Origin of the sequence: Azohydromonas australica DSM 1124 (genome assembly GCF_000430725.1) — a bacterium.
Lineage (GTDB): Bacteria > Pseudomonadota > Gammaproteobacteria > Burkholderiales > Burkholderiaceae_C > Azohydromonas > Azohydromonas australica.
Genome location: NZ_KE387211.1, coordinates 112,087 through 128,016, shown reverse-complemented (window position 1 = coordinate 128,016; position 15,930 = coordinate 112,087). Strand labels below are relative to the sequence as shown.

The window sequence follows — 15,930 nt, the reverse complement described above, 5'->3', positions numbered from 1 at the left end:
TTTTTCCCCTCCCAATGACTGACAACACCCACCTCACTCCCAGAACCTACCGTGTGCTGGGAACGCTGGCCGCCTTCATCGGACTGGCTGCCAGTGCGCTTGGCGCCTGGTTCTTCACCTTGGGCCTGCAGCAGACGGAGCGCGACGAGATGGCCCGCCAGGCACTGATCCTGGCTGGCGTGCTGCTGACGCTGTGCCAGCTCCTGGCTTTCGGCACGGCCGCGTTGCTGCCGGAGCGGTTGCTGCGGCGGCTGCGCTGGGCGTTGGTGGGGCTGGGCATCGTGCTGTTCGGATTCGAGGTGGCCACGATGAGCGTGACGCAGCTGGCGCTGGTGCAGTCCTCGGACGTGCAGGCCAGCGCCAACGAGGCGCGCATCGAGGAGCTGCAGGCGGCCATCGCCAGCCACCGGGCGACGGCGGCCGGGTTGCGCGACAACGCCGCGGCGCAGTCGCGTTCCGTGCTGGCCTCCTCGCGCGAGCGCGGCGGGCAGGCGCTGCGCGAGGCCATGGAGATCGAGGGGCGCATCGCCCCCATGGCGGTCGAGCTGGCGGAGCTTCAGAGCGCCAAGCGGCCCACGCTCACCACGCTGCTGGGCGACGACCGCACCGTGCTGTTCGCGGTGGTGCGCTCGGCGCTGATCGCGCTCGTGGGCCTGACGATGATGTCGGCCTCCGGTGTGCTGTTCCGCGTGGCGCGCACGGCCGAACGGGCGCCGTGGCTGGAGCCGCTGCCGGCCCCGCCGGCGGCTGTCGCGCGGCCTCAGCGCACCGCGGCCGCCGTTGCCGAGGACGACGGGGAAGACGACATTGCCGAGGGCGATGCCGAGGCGCGCTACCAGCGGGTGCTGGCGGCCGTGCGCAGCGGCTCGGTCAAGCCCAATGCGCGCGCCATCCAGCGTGCCGAGGGCTCGCCGGCCGAGGAGGCGCGCCAGTTCCTGGCCCGGCTGGAGCGCGAGTCGGTCACGCGGCGCACGGCCAGCGGACGGGCTTACGAGGTGATCGGCTGAGGTTTCGGGCTCGGCCCCGCGCCGATATCGCCGGCCGTGGCCTGGGCACGGAGCTTCTTCTGCCCACCCGTGCCTGTCGCAGCGCCATGAGCTTCTTCCTCATGCCTGCGCAGCGCCAGAAGCATGTTAGGCGAGCGAGGGTTGCGGCATCCCTGGAGGCAGGCCGGTCCAGCCCATGGAAAAAGGCCCCACGCGGGGGCCTTCAGGGATCGTTGCCGTCAATGACCGCCCCTCCCGGCGGCTTCCGGGCGCCAGCGCCGTACGTCACATGCTGAACCGCCCGCCCTCCACCGCCTGCAGCGCCGTCAAGAACGCCGCCGCGTTCCAGCTCTGCCCGGCCATGCCGCAGGGCTGCAGCGAGCGGCCGTGGAACCACTCCGTGAAGCGCCAGTCAGCCGCGGCGTTGGCTTGCGCCAGCTTGACCAGCTCCGCGCGTGCCAGCTCGCGCCGGCCCATCAGCGCCAGCGCCATCACGTAGAAGCCGCCGATGAAGGGCCAGATGCCGCCGTTGTGGTACTGGTGCGGGTGGTTCTGCTGGTGCCGCGCCATGTACTGGCGCCACAGCTCGTGCTCCTCGTGGATCGGCTGCAGCACCGAGCGCCCGGGGTAGGGCGTGCCCGCGCCGCCGGCCTGCAGCGTCTTGAGCACCTGCTGCGCCATCGAGTCGCCCGCCAGCCCATACAGCACCGCCAGCACGTTGCCGAACACGTCCCCCTCGTCGCCCGCGAAGGACAGGTTCACGAAGCTCAGGTACAGCCCCGGGCTCGCCTTGCCCCGGCGCGCGTAATGGCCCATCAGCCGGCTGCGCCGGTACTCCGGCAGGTCGCGGTGGAAGGGGTGGAACAGGTGGTTGAAGTGGTAGCGCGTCTCCTCCCACTGCGGCAGCTCGTACAGCGACTTGACGCGGAACCACAGCGCGTTCGTGTAGAGCACGTAGCCCGAGCGCGGCATGATGTCCGCCCAGTCGCTGGCCTCGTTCTGCTGCAGCAGGAAGAAGCGCTGGTGCTCCTGCGCCTGCAGCCACCGGATCGCCTGGTCCACCTCGGCCTGCCAGCGCGTCTTCATCGCCGGATCGGCCGAGTGGCGGCGCACGTGGTCCACCGCGATCAGCCACCACAGCGTGGCGTCGATGCAGCCCAGGTACCAGAAGTCGGCCTCGGTGCCGGCCGGATCGACGTATTTCGGGATCTGCCCGTTGCCGGCCTGGCCGCGCGCCAGCGCGTCCAGGCTGGCCACCGCGCCGGCTTCCAGCACGGGGTCGCCGCTGCCGGCCATCGCCAGCACGCAGATGGCCGCGTCGCGCCCGAACACCCGGGTGTAGCTGCGCGATTCGGCCATCGCCCCCGGCGTGGCCGCCAGCACGCCGCCGGTGGTGCAGTTGCGCTTGAGCAGCTTGAGGGACTCCTGCCGGCATCGCTCCAGCAGCGCGGCCTCCTCCGCGGCATCGGCCAGCGGCAGTTGGGGATGGGCCGCATCTTTGAGGGTCAGCATCGGTTTTCCTGCACTCGACATGGTTCAGGGCGGCATGGTGGCGCGCCGCGCGCGGCACCAAGGGCGCAATTGGCGGGCGATCGCCCGCCAGTTCGCACCGGCCCGCCGGCCGCCGTGACATGTGCACGCTGCGGCCCGCGGTCCCCGGACGCCCCTTCCGTTGCCCCGCCGCGGGCCCGGGTTCAGGACGCCTGCACGCTTCCCTCTTCAGGGCGATGCCGGGGCTGCAGCCGTTGCGGCCGGGCGGACGCCGCCCGCCGCACGAGCCGCACCAGGCGGCCCAGCGCCCATTGCATGGCCAGCGTCAGTGCCACCAGCAGCGCCAGGCCCAGCGCCCAGGCGAGCCAGACCAGCGGCACCAGGAAGGGCAGCGCCGCCTGCAGCGCCGCGGCCGGGTGCTGCAGCTGCCCGAGGGCCCACAGCGCGAAATCCCGCAGCGCCTGCAGCTCCTGCGGATCGATCTCCAGCCACAGTTCCAGCCAGGCGGGCGCCGTCCAGGTGGCCACCGACTGCGCCAGCGCCGGGGCCGCGCCCGAGGCCGGCAGCGCCACGGCCCATTGCACCGCCTCGCTCAGGCCCCAGGCGCCCGCGGTCCAGGCCAGCGCCAGCACCAGGCTCGTCAACCAGAGGATGGGTTTCATGCCGCCGTCCCCTTTCAGTGCCGGACCTTGATGTCCTGCGCCAGCAGCTCGCCGGTGCGGCCGTCCACCTTCAGCTCGACCTTGCGCCCCTGGCCGTCGCGGGCCTCGACCTCGTAGCTGCCGTCGCGCTCCAGCTCGATCTCGCTGATGTCCCGGTAGCCGCGCGCGGCCAGGCGCTCGATGACCTGCTGCATGGTCAAGGTGGGCGCCGCCGTGGCGGGAGTCGCCGCCGGCGCGGGCGTCACGGTCTGGGCCTGGACGCCGATGGCGGCGGCCGCGGCGAGGAGGGCGGCGCCCAGGAGGCGGTGCTTGCTCGGGGTCGTCATGTCTTGCTCCACGGTGGGGTTCGAGTTGGACAGGGCCCGGATGCTGCGCCCCGCCGCATGAACGGCCCATGAACCGCGCGTTCACCGGGCGTTCATGCGGCCGGCGCTACGCTTGCCCGGCCCATGCCGCTGCCAGCTCTCCGCTTTCACCGTCGCCGCCCGCCCGGGCCTTCGTCCCGCGCACCCCATGCCCGCGCGCGCCGGCGCCAACTCGCGTTGCCCGGCCTGGCGCTGGCGGCGGCGCTGGCGCTGGGCCTCGGCGGGGTGCCGGCCTGGGGCGACAGCCAGGACCGCGCGGCCATCGAGCGGGGCCGCGGGCGCATCCTGGCGCTGGAGCAGCTGGTGCGGCAGGTGTCGGCGCTGCTGCCCGGACGGCTGCTGGAGGCCGAGCTGGACGACGACGACGGCCGCCTGGAATACGAGCTGAAGTGGCTGCTGCCCGATGGCCGGCGCCTGGAGATCGAGCTCGACGCCCGCGACGGCACTTGGCTGTCGCTGCAAGGGCCACGGCTGGAAACCGCGTTCCGCCGCACGCCGGCACCGGCCGCCGCCCTACCGGGAGACAAGCGATGAGGGTGCTGGTGGCGGAAGACGAGCCGGCGCTGGCGCGGCAGCTCCAGCAGGCGCTGCGGGCGGCCGGCTTCGCGGTGGACGTGGCGGGCGACGGCATCGACGCCGAGCACCTGGGCCGTGAGCTGCCCTTCGACGCCGTGGTGCTGGACCTGGGCCTGCCGGGCCAGGACGGCCTGTCCGTGCTGCGGGCCTGGCGCGCCGCCGGCTCGGCCGTGCCGGTGCTGGTGCTCACCGCGCGCGGCAGCTGGCAGGAGAAGGTGCTGGGCATCGACGCCGGCGCCGACGACTACCTGAGCAAACCCTTCCAGATGGAAGAGCTCGTGGCGCGGCTGCGGGCGCTGGTGCGGCGCAGCAGCGGCCTGGCCAGCCCGGTGCTCACACTGGGCGCCGTGCGGCTGGACACGCGCGGCTGCACGCTGGAAGTCGAGGACCGGGCCGTGGCGCTGACCGCGCACGAGTACCGCGTGCTGGCCTACCTCATGCATCAGCGCGGGCGCGTGGTGGCGCGGGCCGAGCTGTCCGAGCACCTGTACGCGCAGGACGCCGACCGCGACAGCAACACGCTGGACGTGTTCATCGCGCGGCTGCGCCGCAAGCTGCCCCCGGGCTTCATCGCCACCGTGCGCGGCCTGGGCTGGCGCGTCGGCGAGGCCGCGGCGTGACCGGCGCAGGCTCGCTGCGCCGCCGCCTGCTGCTGGCGGCGGCGCTGTGGATCGCGCTGGGCTTGGCCGCGGTGGGCGTGCTGCTGGTGTTGCTGTTCAGCCACCACGTGGAGCAGGAGCTGGCCGAGCGGGCGCGGGTCCAGCTCGATGCGCTGACCGCCGGCCTGGCGGTGGAGGTCGTCCCGGCCCTCGGCGCGGACGGCGCCGCGCCCTCGCCGCGCCTGCGGCTGCAGCGCGAGCCGCCCGATCCCGCCTTTCGCCAGCCGCTGGGCGGGCTGTACTGGCTGGTGCAGGGCGACGGCACCTTGCTGCGCTCGCGCTCGTGGTGGGACGCGCCGCACGATCCGGCGCTGGCCGCGCGGTGGTCCGCCATGGACCCTGGCGCCACCGGGCGTTTCAGCGCCACCGGCCCGGGCGATCAGCCGCTGCTGCTGTGGGCGCGGCGCGTGGAGCTGGCCGGGCTGGACGTGCCGGTGGTGGTGGCCGTGGGCGCCGACGCCACGCGGCTGCGCAGCCTGGCGCGCAGCTACGCGCTGACGGTCGCCGCGGCGCTGGGCGTGCTGGCGCTGGTGCTGTGGGGGGCGGCCTGGCTGCAGGTGCGCTCCGGGCTGGCGCCGCTGGGGCGGCTGCAGTCGGCGCTGCAGCGCCTGCGCGGCGGCCAGTCGCAGCGCATCGAGGGCCGCTACCCGGCCGAGGTGCAGCCGCTGGTGGCCGACCTCAACGCCGTGCTGGACGACAACGAGCGGCTGGTGCGGCAGGCGCGCGAGCAGTCCGGCAACCTGGCGCACGGCCTGAAGACGCCGCTGGCCGTCATCGGCAACGCCGCCACGCACTGGCCGGGCGAGGACGGCGCGCTGGTGCGGGCCCAGCTGGCGTTGCTGCAGCGACTGGTGGAGCTGCACCTGGTGCGCGCGCGGGCCGCGGCGCGGGCGCTGGACACCACGCCCGGCGCGGCCGCCGGCACGCCCGTGTCGCCGGTGCTGCAGGACCTGCTGCGCGTCCTGGAGCGGCTGTACGCGGCGCGGCAGCTGCGCTTCGAGCGGGACCTGCCGCCGGCATCGCCCCGGGTGGCGATGGCCTCGGACACGCTGCATGACCTGCTGGGCAACCTGCTGGACAACGCCTGCAAATGGGCGCGCGGCCGGGTGCGGGTGAGCGTGCGCGTGGAGGGCGCGCCCGGCGCGGCGGCCCTGGCGGTGATCGAGATCCACGACGACGGCCCGGGCATCGCGGCCGGGCAGCGCGAGGCGGCGCTGCAGCGCGGGCAGCGCCTGGACGAGCGCCAGCCCGGCAGCGGCCTGGGCCTGGCCATCGCCGACGAGCTTGCGCGGCTGCATGGCGGCACGCTGGCGCTGGAGGCGTCGGCGCTGGGCGGGCTGCTGGTGCGGGTGGGACTGCCGCTGCGCTGAGGGGGAAGCGGGACGCTACGAACGCGCCGGCCCCGGCGCCGTGGCCGGCGTCGCGGGCATGTACAGGTTCAGGCTCACGCTGAAGGTGCTGCCCTGGCCCGGGGCGCTTTGCAGCGCCAGCTCGCCGTCCATCAGCGTCACGAGCCGGCGCACGATGGACAGGCCCAGGCCCGTGCCGCCGTAGCGCCGCGTGATGGAGCCGTCGCCCTGGGTGAAGGCTTCGAAGATGCGCGAGTGCATCGCCGGGTCGATGCCGATGCCGGTGTCCACGACCTCGAAGCACAGCCGGCAGCGTCCGGCCTGCGGGTGCTGCGCCGCCACGCGCAGCGTCACGCTGCCGCGGGCCGTGAACTTCACGGCATTGCCCAGCAGGTTGATCAGCACCTGCCGGATGCGCAGCGGGTCGCCCAGCAGCTCCTCGGGCAGCCCTGGCGCGATCTCGAAGCACAGCGCCAGGCCCTTGGCGGCGGCCTGGGCCTGGACGATGGCGCGCACCGTCTCCAGCAGCGTGCTCAGCGCGAAGGGCACGCGCTCCAGCTGCAGCTCGCCGGCCTCGATGCGCGAGAGGTCCAGCACGTCGTTGGTCAGCGCCAGCAGCTGCTCGCCGGCCAGGCCGATGTGGCCGACGAAGCCCTGCGCCCTCTCGGGCAGGCTCATCTTCGCCAGCAGCTGGCTCAGCCCGATGACGGCGTTGAGCGGGGTGCGGATCTCGTGGCTCATGTTGGCCAGGAAGCGGCTCTTGGCCTCGTTGGCGGCCTCGGCGCGCTCGCGCGCCTCGGCCAGCTGCGCGGTGCGCTGCTCCACCATCGCCTCCAGGTGCTGGCGGTACTGCGCCAGCTCCTCCTCGTTGCGGCGGCGCTCGTCGATGTCCAGGAACACGCCCACCGCGCGCCGCGCGCGCCCGTCGCCCTCGCGCTCGACCACGCGGCCCATCGTCAGCAGCCACACCCAGTGCCCCTCGCGGTGGCGCTGCCGGTACTCCACGGAGAAGAAGGGCGCCTGCCCGCGCAGGTGGCGGCGCAGCGCCGCGCTGGCCCGCAGCAGGTCGTCCGGATGCACCAGGCGCTCCCAGGTGTCGTAGCGCGGCTCCAGCTCCCAGGGCTGGAAACCGAGCATGCGCGGCCAGCGCTCGTTGAACTGCAGCGAGCCCTTGCGCAGGTCCCAGTCCCACAGCCCCAACCCGGCGCCTTCGACGGCCAGCGACAGGCGCTGCTCGCTCAGGTGCTGCGCCGCCTCGGAGCGGTGCATGCGCTCCAGCGCCACGATCTCGCGCTCCTTGAAGCCCAGCCGCGTCACGCTGGCCACGGTCAGCAGCGCCAGCATGCCGGCCAGCGACACCAGCGCGGCCGGCAGGATGGCGTTGCGCGCGATCTCGCCCTGCGACACGCCGGTGAGCAGCAGCCACGGCGTGCCCTCCACCGGGCGGCCGACCAGCAGGTAGCTGCGGCCCTGCGTGTCGACGCCGTCGAAAGGCCGGCCCTGGGCCACGTCGCCCTGGACCGCGCGCGTGGCCGCCGACCGCGGCGTGGCCACCAGCAGCCCGGCATTGGTCTGGCTGCCCTCGCGCACGGCGCGCAGCACGGTCACGGCGCCGTCGCGCTCGCGCCAGGCGATGCGGGCCTCCCCTGTGGCGGAAACCGAGGGCCAGCTCGCCAGCACGCGCACCAGGTAGCTGTCGGCGCGCACCCGCATCAGCACCACCGGCCCCGGCCGCCCCTGCAGGTCCGACAGCGGCACGAGGAAGTCCACCACCACCGCGCCCTCCGCGCGGCGGGGGCCGCGCATCTCGCCCACGGGCGGCAGGTCGTGCAGCGGCCCGGCCTCCGGATCGGTGGCCGGCCCCGGCTGCGAACTCCATGCCACGCCGCCTTGCTTGTCGAGCACGAACAGCGAGTCCACCCCCGTGGCGCGGCGCCACTCCGTCAGCCGCATGCCCAGCAGCCTGCCGGCCTGGGCGTCACCGCTTTCGCGCCAGCGCCGGTAGAGATCGCCCAGGAAGCCGCTGCTGCCCAGCAGGCGCAGGTTGCCGTGGCGCTCGCGCACCCACTCCGCCACCTGCTGCGCCTTGGCGTCGGCCAGGGCCTGCAGCCGCACCGACTCGGTCCGGCGCTCCTCGCGCAGCACCATCGCCACGCCCGCCAGCGTCAGCAGCAGCACGCCCACCAGCGGCAGCAGCAGGCGCTTGCGCCAGTGCGGACGGGGAAGGGCAGCGGGGAGGTGGTCGGACACGATGAAGCGACGGGTCCCTGGGCGAAAAGCGCAGGCTACCAGGGGTTACAAACAACGTTCGTGACCTGGCCCGACAGCGCGCCGGGTGATCTATCGCCCGCTGCCGCCGCTCTCGATCAGGCCAAGCATCCGCTCGTCGCTCACGTGCCTGGACAGCGAGAACCGGTCGGCCAGGAAGTGGTTGACGCAGTGCTCGGTCGTGCCAGGCAGGAAGAAATAGCGCTTGATGGCGGAGGGCTTGAAATCTTCCGGGCAATCGCTCCGTGCCGTGGTAATGAGCAGGAGCTTGGCGGCCAGCGTGCGGTCGGCCTGGTTGGCCTGGTAGCGGTCCGCCACCTGCGCCGCGCCGAGGTCCAGCTCCGCCCGCGTGAACAGCGAGAACTGCCTGAAGCAACGCTTGACGTAGGCCTGCGCGGCCTTGATCTCCCTGCGGGCCGACTTGTCGCCCTTGCCCTTGCTTCTTCCCTTGCCCTTGGCTCTTCTTCCGATGGCCATACGCTCCCTGGTACGTCTTGTTCTGTAACAGCCCGTTAGTCTGCCCGGCCGAATTGGCGGGCAGGTGGTAACGGGGCGTGAAAAAGTCGCGACAGGGGGCAGTGGCGTTGTCAGGGGCGTGGTGTCGTTGCGGAAAGGCTGCCAAGGCGTGAAAACGCCGGACTCACCCCTCCACCACCAGCCCCCCCGCCGGCAGCGTCCCGAACACCTCCGCCACCCGCAGCTTCCCGTCCCGCACCGCGTGCTTTTCCCCGGTGAGCACGTTGCGCAGCGTGAGCCCTTCCGCCCAGGCCGGCATCTCGACGGTGGTGTCGCCCCAGGCCTCCTCGCCCAACGGCCAGCCCATCTGCAGGCCCAGCAGCCGCGCGAAGAAGCGCCCGCCCACGCTGATCAGCCGCTGCCCGTCCGCCGTCTCGCGCGCGAAGGCGATCACGTGGTCGGCGCGCGCGCCGGCAGCGCTCAGCGGCTGGTAGTTGCCGTCGCGGAACAGCCCGGGGCTCTCCGCGCGCCACTGCAGCAGCCGCCACGTCAGCCACAGCTTCAGCCGGCCGTCGTGCAGCGAGGGCGTCAGCTCCTGCACGTTCACCAGCCCGTCGGGGCTCGCCGACAGTGTCTCGAACTGCTCCAGCAGCCGGCTGCGCCGGCCGTAGTCCACCGGACGGCGGTTGTCCGGGTCCACCAGGCTGAAGTCCGGCAGCTCGTTGCCCTGGTACAGGTCCGGCACGCCGGGCAGCGTGTATTTCAGCAGCACCAGCGTCAGCGAGTTCAGCGCGCCGAACCACGCCAGCACCTCCGCCTGCGCCTGGATCTCCGTCAGCAGCGGGTTCGGCTTCACCCGCGGCAGCGCGCTGCGGATGAACGTCAGCAGCGCTTCTTCATATTCGGCGTCCGGGTTCACCCAGCTGCTGTGGCGCTTGGCCTCGCGCACCGCCTTGAGCGCGTAGCGCTCGATGCGCTCGCGGTACTCGGGCAGCGCCTCCTCCGTCAGCCCCTGCGCCGGCAGCGTGCCCAGCAGCGTCTGCAGCAGCAGGTACTCGTCGGCGCGTGCGGGCATCTGGTGGCCTTCCTGCGCCGCCACCCGCGCGCGCTGCAGCTGCGGCGCCTTGTAGAAGCGCCGCAGCGACAGCCGCCACGCGGCCGGGAACTCGCTCAGCACGTCCAGCCGGCAGCGCACGTCCTCGCTGCGCTTGTTGTCGTGCGTGGAGGTCGCCAGCATCGTGTGCGGCCAGCGCGCGGCGCGGTCGCCGTTGGCGCCGTGGAAGGCCCGCAACGTCATGCCGAAGGTGCCCGGCTCGCCGCCCACCTCGTTCAGCGGCAGGAAGCGGTTGAAGCGGTAGAAGGCCGTGTCCTCCACGCCCTTGGCCGTCACCGGCGCCGTGAACTGCTGGAAGCGCATCGCGAAGCGCCGCACCCGCTCGCGCAGCGCCTCGTCCGCGCCTTCCACGGCTTCCGCCAGCAGCGTGCTGCGCACGAAGTCGAACACGGTGGTGTCGGCCGCGCGGCTGCGCCGGCGCGCCTGCGCCACCGCCCAGTCGATGAAGCGCCGGTCCTGCGCCGACGGCTTGTCGACGATGTAGGTCCGGTACACCGGCATGCACGCCGCCACCTCGGCCAGCGCGCGGCGCAGGTTGTTCAGGCCGTGGTCGCGCGTGCGCCGGTGCGAGCGCGCGATGCGCAGCAGCTCCGTCGCCAGCACCGTCAGCTCCGAGCTCAGCGACACCCGCATGATCAGCTGCTTGCCCTGGTAGCCCACTTCCTCGAAGGGCTCGTCCTCGCCGCTGACGGCCTGCCAGATGCGGTCCAGGCGCTCGCGCGCGTTGCAGTCGATCAGCACGCCGTTGAGCACGTTCATCGCGCGGTAGCCGGTGGTGCCGTGCAGCGCCCAGTGCTCCGGCACGTCCTCGTGCCCGGCCGTGATCTTCTCGGCCACCACGTACAGCGGGCGCGCGGGCCGGCCGCCGTCCTCCTTCTGCGGCAGCAGCAGCCCCACGCGGCGCGCGTAGCCCTGCTGCAGCCAGTTGAAGTACTGCGCCGGGTCGTGCAGCCCGTCGGGGTGGTCGATGCGCAGCCCGTCCACCACGCCCGCGGCGCACAGCTCCAGCGCCAGGCCGTGCGTGGCCTCGAACACCGCCGGCTCCTCCATGCGCAGTGCGGCCAGCTCGTTCACGTCGAAGAAGCGCCGGTAGTTGATCTCCTCCGAGGCCACGCGCCAGAAGGCCAGGCGCCAGGCCTGCGCCGCGTGCAGCGCGTCCAGGGCATCGGGCGTCTGCTGGTCGGCCAGTGCGGCCTCGATCGCGCCCTGCACCCGGCCGTCCTCGCGCAGCAGCGCCATCAGCCGCTCCTTGAGCAGCGCCTGGTCGCGCTGGCGCTCGAAGCGCGCCTGCGGCGCCGCGTCCTCGCGCGCGGGCAGGTGCCGGCAGGCGGTGGCCAGGCTCTGCAGCGCCAGCGAGGAGGCGCCCTCCAGGAACGTGGCCGCGCGCTCCAGCAGCGGCGCCGCGGTGCGCGGGTCCAGCGGGAAGCGGTGCTCCCAGTACTGCAGCGCGAAGGCGCCGCGCTCCGGCTCGAACACCAGCTTCAGCTCGCCCGCCTCCAGCACCTGGCCGAAGTGCTGGCCCAGCACCGGCAGCAGCACCTTGCCGTGCAGCGCCGGATCGACCGGCTGCCAGTCGATGTCGAAATAGCGCGCGTAGGCCGAGGCCTCGCCGTGCTCCAGCACGTCGGACCACCAGGCGTTGTGCCCGCCCAGCACGCCCATGTGGTTGGGCACCAGGTCCAGGATGATCCCCAGCCCGTGCTCCTTGGCCGCCGCGGCGAAGCGCTCGAAGCCCTCGCGCCCGCCCAGCTCCGGGTTGAACTCGTCGTGCGCCACCACGTCGTAGCCGTGCATGCTGCCGGGGCGCGCCCGCATCAGCGGCGAGCAGTAGACGTGGCTGATGCCCAGCCGCTGCAGGTAGGGCAGCACGGCGGTCGCCGCCTCGAAGTTGAAGTCCTTGTGGAACTGCAGCCGGTAGGTGGCGCGCGGCACCACCGCCTGCGCGCGCGGGCGCTGCAGCGCCTGCAGCGGCGCGTGCGGACGCAGCTGCGCCAGCACCCGCGACAGCGACAGCACGCGCTCGTCCGCCACCAGCGCGTCCAGCGGCAGCGGCAGCTTCTGGCGCCAGTTGGGATGCTCGTTGACGGTGCCGGGCAGGTTGGGCTGGTCCAGCACGCCCAGCGCGTCCTCCAGCTGCACCATCAGCACCCACGAGGGCGTGCGCGCCATGTAGGCGTGCACCGCCTCCACCAGCGGCTGCGTCAGCGGCGGCGGGTGCCCCAGGTCGATGCTCACGTCCGGCGGCAGCAGCTCCGCGTGCCGCAGCGCCAGCAGCAGCCGGTACTTCTCCTGCGCGCGGCCCACGAGCTGCTCCTCGTACACCGCGTCGTCCAGATACAGGCCCAGGCCCTTGCGCACCTGCAGGTCGTGCCCGGTCCACCAGCCCGCCAGCGTGGGCAGGTCGTGCGTGCTGATGGCCACCAGCGCCGCGCGCGGATACTCCTCGGGCGCCTTGAAGGCGCCGCCCTCGCCGCGCTCGAAGTACAGCAGCCGGTACGACAGCACCTCGGCCTCGGCCAGCGCCGCGCGCACCTCGTCGGCCACGGTGCCCAGGTCCTCGCCGATGACCATGCACTGGTTGCGCTGGCTCTCCACCGCCACCACCGCCATCAGCTCCTTGAGCGGGTAGTGCACGTAGGCGCCACGGGTCGCGCCGCCTTCGGGCGGGATCCAGTACAGCCGCATCAGCCCCATCACGTGGTCGATGCGCAGCGCCCCGGCGTGGCGCATGTTGGCGCGCAGCGTCTCGATGAAGAAGCGCAGCTTGCTGTTGAGCAAGCGCTGCGGGTGCAGCGGCGGCAGGCCCCAGTCCTGGCCCTGGACGTTGATCTCGTCCGGCGGCGCACCCACCGTGGCGCCGGCGGCGTAGAGCGCGGCGTGGCCCCAGGCGTCGGCGCCGGCGCGGTCCACCGAGACCGCCAGGTCCAGGTACAGCCCCACCGCCAGCCCGCGCGAGCGGCAGCGGTGCGACACGCGCGCGAGCTGCAGGTCCGCCTGCCACTGCAGGTACTCGTGGAGCTCGACCGCCTCGCGCTGCTCGCGCTGGAAGCGGCGCACCGCCTCGCCGCGCGGGTCGCGGAAGGCGTCCGGCCACACCGGCCAGCCCCACACGTTGCCGTCCTGGGCGTGGAAGCGCGCCTGCAGCGCCTCGAAGGTGGCGAACAGCCGCAGCGCCTCGCCGCGGTCGGACTGGAAGGCGCGGAAGGCGCGTCCGCGCGCACTGGCCGTGTCCAGGTGCCGCTCGCGGAAGTGCGCGTACAGGCGGCGCAGCACCTCGGCCTTGGCGGCGGCCACGCCGGGGTAGTCCACCTGCGGCGCGTCGCGCAGCTGCTGCAGCCGGTTCTGGAAGCCCGCGGAGCGCACCAGCGCCTGGGCGCTGTCGCACTCGCGGAAGTCCTCCACCGCCTCCACGTCCAGGTAAATGGTGTTGAGCTGCGAGCGCGAGGAGGGGCTGTAGGGGCTGATGTGGTACGGGTTGTGGCTGAACAGCGCGTGCAGCGGGTTCAGGCCCACGATGCCCGCGCCGCGCTCGCCGAACTCCGCCACCAGCTCGGCCAGGTCCGTGAAGTCGCCGATGCCCCAGTTGCGCTGCGAGCGCAGCGCGTAGAGCTGCAGCGCCGGGCCCCAGACGCGCCCGTCCTCCTGCAGCGCCGGCGGGCGCCAGCAGCGCGCCGGCGCGGCGATGAGCAGGCACTCGCCCAGCGCGATGCCCTCGGTCTCCAGCACCAGCCGGTGGTAGCCCGCGGGCAGCCGGGTGCCGATGGACAGCCGCAGCGCGCGCATGGCGCGGCCGTGCACCACGGCCTGTGCCTGCTGGGGCAGGGCATCCGCGTCGGCGTCCCAGCTGTGGACGGCGCCTTCCTCCTCGTGGATGGTCCAGCGCAGCAGCCGCACCTCGCGCGGCAGCTTCAGCGGCAGGTCGAAGCGCTCCTCGTCGGCCTTCACGGCCAGCACCGGCGGCAGCGGCTGGTGCCAGTCAGCGGCCTCGGCGGCGTCCAGCGCCTCCGCGTCCAGGGACTTCACGCCCAGCTCGGCGAGGATCGCCTTCAGCCCCACGTCCGGCACCTCGTGGCGCTGGCCCCAGACGTCGTGCCACTCGGTGCCCACCTTCAAGCGCTCGCACCAGCGGCGCAGCAAGTCTTCAGCCATCCACGTTCTCCACCGTCACGATCACGCCATCGGGCTGCAGCTGCCCGTCGTCGGCCCGTTGCTCGAACACCACCTGGCCCGCCAGTGGCGGGCGCAGCTGGGCCGCCTCCCCGAAATTCGCCGCCAGCCGCAGCGTGGCGCCGTCGCCCAGCCGCCACACCACCTGCAGCACCCCGTCCTCCACGCGGTGCTTGCCGCCGCCGGCCAGGCCCGCCAGGCGCGGCATCAGCCACTGCCGGCGCAGCGCCAGCAGCTGCCGCACCAGCGCCAGGCGCCGCGCGTGCGGCTCCAGCTCGCGCTGGTCCCAGTCCGGGCGGCTGACGGTGAAGCTGGCCTCGGCGTTGGGGTCCGGGATGGCGGCGCGCGCCTCCTCGCTGCTGAAGGCCTCGAAGCGGCCGAACTCCTCGCGCCGGCCCTTGGACACCGCCGCGGCCAGCTCGGGCCCGAAGTCGCAGAAGTAGAGGAAGGGCGCCGACGCGGCGAACTCCTCGCCCATGAACAGCATCGGCACGTGCGGCGAGAGCAGCAGGCAGGCGTAGAGCGCATCCAGCCGCGGCACCGGCGCGAGGTCGCTGATGCGCTCGCCGAAGGCGCGGTTGCCGATCTGGTCGTGGTTCTGCAGGAAGGAGACGAAAGCCGTGGACGGCAACTCCGCGCTGGGCTCGCCGCGCGCCTTGCCCTCGCGGAAGGCGGACGGGTCGCCCTGGTACGCGAAACCTTCCGCCAGGCAGCGGCCCAGGCGCGCCACGGGGTCGTCGGCGTAGTCGGCGTAGTAGCCGTCGCGCTGGCCGGTGGCCAGCACGTGGGCGGCGTGGTGCAGGTCGTCGTTCCACTGCGCGTCGGCGCCGGTGGGCAGGTTGTCGTCGTCGCGCGCCAGCAGCCGCGCGGCGTTGTCGTCGTTCTCCAGCGCCACGTGCACGTGGCGGAAGCGCCCGGGGCCGGCGCGCAGCGCGCGGGCGACCTCCACCGCGATGTGCGTGGGCGAGTCGTCGGCGATGGCGTGCACCGCGTCCATGCGCAGCCCGTCGAAGTGGTACTCGTCCACCCAGTACAGCGCGTTGGCGACGAAGAACTGGCGCACGGTGCGGCTGTGCTCGCCGTCGAAGTTGATGGCCGCGCCCCACGGCGTCTGGTGCGCCGGGTTGAAGAAGCGCTTGCAGTAGGCGTGCAGGTAATTGCCGTCGGGGCCGAAGTGGTTGTAGACCACGTCGATCAGCACCATCAGCCCCAGCCGGTGCGCCTCGTCCACGAAGCGTTTCAGGTCTTCCGGCCGGCCGTAGCTGGCGTCGGGCGCGAAATGCAGCACGCCGTCGTAGCCCCAGCCGCGGCGGCCGGGGAAGTCCGCCAGCGGCATCAGCTCCACGGCCGTGATGCCCAGCTCCGCCAGCTCGGCCAGGCGCTGCTGGGCCGCGGCGTAGGTGCCTTCGGGCGTGAAGGTGCCCACGTGCAGCTCGTACACCACCGCCTCGTGCCAGGGCCGGCCGCGCCAGCCGCTGTCGTTCCAGCGGTAGCCGTCGGGGTCGATGACCTCGCTGGCGCCGTGCACGTCGTCGGGGTTGAAGCGCGAGGCCGGGTCGGGCACGGCCAGGCCGTCAGGCAGCACGAATTGGTAGCGCGTGCCGGCGTGGGCCTCGGGGACGACGGCTTCGTGCCAGCCCTCGTCCAGCGCGTTCATGGGCAGCGTGCGCTGCACGCCGGCTTGTTCGAAGCGCAGCCGCAGCGTCGGCGCGTCGGGCGCCCACAGGCGAAAGCGCACGCCGCCGCCGTCATCCAGCAGCGTGGCGCCGAAAGGCATGGTGTGCATGAGGTTCCGGTCCAGGAGGGTCGATAGGCAAAACAGCCGCGCGCGGCGGCT

Annotated in this window: 11 protein-coding genes; 4 read left to right on the top strand and 7 right to left on the bottom strand. The window is 73.3% G+C overall.

The features are described 5' to 3' along the window. Positions 1-53 precede the first annotated feature (53 nt). Positions 54-1,007, top strand: coding sequence for a hypothetical protein (locus H537_RS0133030; RefSeq protein WP_043461114.1), 954 nt, complete (start codon positions 54-56; stop codon positions 1,005-1,007). Positions 1,008-1,271: 264 nt separating this feature from the next. Here the strand turns inward: H537_RS0133030 and H537_RS0133025 are convergent, their stop codons facing one another. The 3 genes from H537_RS0133025 to H537_RS0133015 form a co-directional block, all read right to left on the bottom strand. Then, positions 1,272-2,498, bottom strand: a complete 1,227-nt coding sequence (locus H537_RS0133025) for an amylo-alpha-1,6-glucosidase (protein ID WP_051244016.1) — start codon at positions 2,496-2,498, stop codon at positions 1,272-1,274. 182 nt (positions 2,499-2,680) lie between these two features. After that, positions 2,681-3,139 carry a hypothetical protein gene (locus tag H537_RS0133020; RefSeq protein WP_043461112.1) on the bottom strand — a complete coding sequence of 153 codons (459 nt, stop codon included), beginning with the start codon at positions 3,137-3,139 and terminating at the stop codon, positions 2,681-2,683. Positions 3,140-3,153: 14 nt separating this feature from the next. Next, positions 3,154-3,465, bottom strand: coding sequence for a PepSY domain-containing protein (locus tag H537_RS0133015; RefSeq protein ID WP_029001300.1), 312 nt, complete (start codon positions 3,463-3,465; stop codon positions 3,154-3,156). Between the two features lie 216 nt (positions 3,466-3,681). On the opposite strand from H537_RS0133015, the gene H537_RS53740 reads away from it, so the two are divergent. The 3 genes from H537_RS53740 to H537_RS56635 are packed head-to-tail and all read left to right on the top strand — an operon-like array spanning position 3,682 to position 6,109. Continuing rightward, the gene (locus H537_RS53740; RefSeq protein WP_064736088.1) at positions 3,682-4,038 is read left to right on the top strand and encodes a PepSY domain-containing protein; all 357 of its coding nucleotides are present in this window, start codon (positions 3,682-3,684) and stop codon (positions 4,036-4,038) included. Further along, positions 4,035-4,700, top strand: a complete 666-nt coding sequence (locus H537_RS0133005) for a response regulator transcription factor (RefSeq protein ID WP_029001299.1) — start codon at positions 4,035-4,037, stop codon at positions 4,698-4,700. The genes H537_RS53740 and H537_RS0133005 overlap by 4 nt, the downstream gene beginning before the upstream one ends. Next, entirely contained in the window at positions 4,697-6,109 is a 1,413-nt protein-coding gene (locus H537_RS56635; RefSeq protein WP_029001298.1) for a sensor histidine kinase, read from the top strand. Before H537_RS0133005 ends, H537_RS56635 begins: the two co-directional genes overlap by 4 nt. A 15-nt stretch (positions 6,110-6,124) precedes the next feature. On the opposite strand, the gene H537_RS56630 is transcribed toward H537_RS56635, so the two are convergent. The 4 genes from H537_RS56630 to treZ form a co-directional block, all read right to left on the bottom strand. Next, positions 6,125-8,338: a PAS domain-containing hybrid sensor histidine kinase/response regulator family protein gene (locus H537_RS56630; RefSeq protein WP_051244013.1), complete on the bottom strand. Its 2,214-nt coding sequence runs from the start codon at positions 8,336-8,338 to the stop codon at positions 6,125-6,127. Positions 8,339-8,428: 90 nt separating this feature from the next. Next, entirely contained in the window at positions 8,429-8,833 is a 405-nt protein-coding gene (locus H537_RS0132990) for a hypothetical protein (protein ID WP_029001297.1), read from the bottom strand. Positions 8,834-8,996: 163 nt separating this feature from the next. Continuing rightward, a complete protein-coding gene (locus H537_RS0132985; RefSeq protein WP_029001296.1) occupies positions 8,997-14,075 on the bottom strand; it encodes a malto-oligosyltrehalose synthase in 5,079 nt (1,692 codons plus the stop codon). Next, positions 14,068-15,879, bottom strand: a complete 1,812-nt coding sequence (treZ, locus tag H537_RS0132980; protein ID WP_029001295.1) for a malto-oligosyltrehalose trehalohydrolase — start codon at positions 15,877-15,879, stop codon at positions 14,068-14,070. Before treZ ends, H537_RS0132985 begins: the two co-directional genes overlap by 8 nt. Positions 15,880-15,930 lie beyond the last annotated feature (51 nt).